The sequence below is a fragment of the Burkholderia sp. LS-044 genome, from assembly GCF_004803625.1.
Classification (GTDB): domain Bacteria; phylum Pseudomonadota; class Gammaproteobacteria; order Burkholderiales; family Burkholderiaceae; genus Burkholderia; species Burkholderia cepacia.
Map to the genome: position 1 here is coordinate 1 of NZ_SSWO01000046.1, position 2,311 is coordinate 2,311.

A 2,311-nucleotide genomic window follows, 5' to 3' on the forward strand; every position below is an offset into this window, starting at 1 on the left:
TGTCAGCGTCGGATAGATACTCCCCACTTTCGTCGAAGTAATTTTCCCCAGTTTTTTATATGACGGCGCCGCGGTAGCGGCGCCGTCCTGTCGATCGCCGACCATATCGCCCTTGAGATCCGTCGTGGGGGTGTCGGTGGTCGAGCTGGAGGAAGTGATGACGATTCTGGAATTGCATCGGCAAGGGCTGAGTATTTCGGCCATCGCTGCTCGACTGAGTATGGACCGCAAGACCGTTCGTAAATACATCAGGAATGGCGTTCAGGCGCCGCGTTACGGTCCGCGCGCGCCGCGACCGTGCGTGGTCGATCCGTTCGTCCACTACGTCACCGAACGTGTACGCGAGTTTCCCGACCTGAGCGTCGAACGTCTGCTGCGCGAGATCCGGGCCATGGGGTATGCCGGCGGCCGCACGGCGCTGGGCGACCTGGTTCGGGAAGTCCGGCCGCCGCGCCAACGCGGCTTCGAGGTGCGCTTTGAGACGCCCGCCGGTCATCAGGCTCAAGTGGATTTCGCGCACTTCAATGTCGAGTTCGATGACGCGCCCGGCCAGCGGCGTTCGATCTGGCTGTTCTCGATCGTGCTTGGGCACAGCCGCTATCTCTGGGGACGTTTCGTCGAGCATCAGGACCTGCAGACCGTCCTGCGCTGCCACATGGAAGCGTTCGAGCACCTCGGCGGCGCTCCGCGCGAGATTCTGTACGACCGGATGAAGGCGGCCGTGCTGGGCGAAGTCGAGAAGCACATCGTCTACAACGCGAAGCTGGTCGCGTTTGCGCAGCACTACGGCTTCGCGCCGCGCGCCTGCAAGGCGTATCGCGCCAAGACCAAAGGCAAGGTCGAGCGGCCGTATCGCTATATCCGGCAGGACTTCTTCCTGGCGCGCCGCTTCCAGAACCTCGCCGACCTGAACCGCCAACTGCGCGAGTGGCTCGACACGGTTGCCAATGTCCGCGTGCACGGCACCACGCACCGCGTCGTCGCTCAGCACTTCAGTGAGGAGCGTCCTACGCTGCAGGCGTTGCCGGCCGGCACCTTCAACGGCGTGATCCGGCTTGAGCGGCGCGTGAGCCACGAAGGTCTCGTCTCGGTCGGTGGCAACTACTACAGCGTGCCCGATCGTACGCGCAAGCGCGTGCTCGACGTCCACAGTCTGGCTCACGAGATCCGTATCTACGAGGACGGTGAACTGCTGGCGGTGCATCCCGTGTTGGAAGGCCGGCGACGAACCTCGTTGTTGCCCGGTCATCGGCGTGCAAACCAGCGTAAGCAGCCGGCACGGCACCCCGTGCCATCGGTGACGGCGAGCGTCGCTCGCCGGCCCTTGTCGTTCTATGACCAGGTCGCAAGACGTCTCGCAGAAGCCGGGAGGACCGCATGAACAGCATGCCTGACTCGACACTGGAGCGCATCCGGCGCTATCTCGTCGGCCTGCGCATGCCGCGCGCGCTCGAAACGCTGGATGCCACCCTGAACCGCTTCGAGCAAGGCGACAGTTCGATGCTCGAAGTGCTGGAAACGTTGCTGGGCGAGGAGTTCACGACACGCGAAACACGCCGCATCCAGATGGCGCTGCAGACCGCGCGGCTCGGCACGATCAAGACGCTGGCCGGCTACGACTTCAGCTTCCAGCCGAGCCTGGATCGCGATCGCATCATGACGCTTGCGCAACTCGAGTTCATCGAACGACGGCAGACCGTTCACTTCCTGGGGCCGCCCGGCACGGGCAAATCGCACCTGTCCATTGCGCTGGGCGTGGAAGCCGTACGCGCGGGCAAGAGCGTCTACTTCGGCTCTCTGGCCGAGATCGTGAACTCGATGGCCAAGGCCGAACGGGAAGGCAACTTGGCGCAGCGCGTGCGCTTCCTTGCCCGTAACAGCCTGCTCATCGTCGACGAGATCGGCTACCTGCCCATCGGCTCCAACGGCGGCAACCTGTTCTTCCAGCTCGTCAACGCCTGCTACGAGCGCTGCGCGATCATCCTGACGTCCAATCGCAGCTTCGGTGAATGGGGCGACGTGTTCGGCGACAGCGTGGTGGCCGCGGCGTTGCTCGACCGGCTGCTGCACCACGCGATCGTCGTGCAGATCGAAGGCACATCATACCGCCTGCGAGAACACGCCGATCTGCTGCCGGACCATCTGCGCAACCGTCCGTCTTCCCTGAACCCCGTGCCCGCTGAACCGGCTCGCCGGCGCCCGGGCCGCCCCCGAAGGAACCCATTCGATCACGTCGCCGGTTGATCACCGTCCGAACAGGGTGGGGAATTTTACTTCGACACTTCTGGGGAAATTACGTCCGAGGTTGACA

At 63.9% G+C, this 2,311-nt stretch carries 3 protein-coding genes; 2 read left to right on the top strand and 1 reads right to left on the bottom strand.

The genetic code is table 11. The features are described 5' to 3' along the window. A partial coding sequence (locus tag E9536_RS42010; RefSeq protein ID WP_211097542.1) for a hypothetical protein occupies positions 1-204 on the bottom strand: 204 nt, incomplete at its 3' end. On the opposite strand from E9536_RS42010, the gene istA reads away from it, so the two are divergent. After that, entirely contained in the window at positions 125-1,381 is a 1,257-nt protein-coding gene (gene istA, locus E9536_RS41075) for an IS21 family transposase (protein ID WP_136473337.1), read from the top strand. The two genes, E9536_RS42010 and istA, sit on opposite strands and share 80 nt — an antisense overlap. Beyond that, positions 1,378-2,244 carry an IS21-like element ISBcen28 family helper ATPase IstB gene (istB, locus tag E9536_RS41080; RefSeq protein WP_136473335.1) on the top strand — a complete coding sequence of 289 codons (867 nt, stop codon included), beginning with the start codon at positions 1,378-1,380 and terminating at the stop codon, positions 2,242-2,244. The genes istA and istB overlap by 4 nt, the downstream gene beginning before the upstream one ends. Positions 2,245-2,311 lie beyond the last annotated feature (67 nt).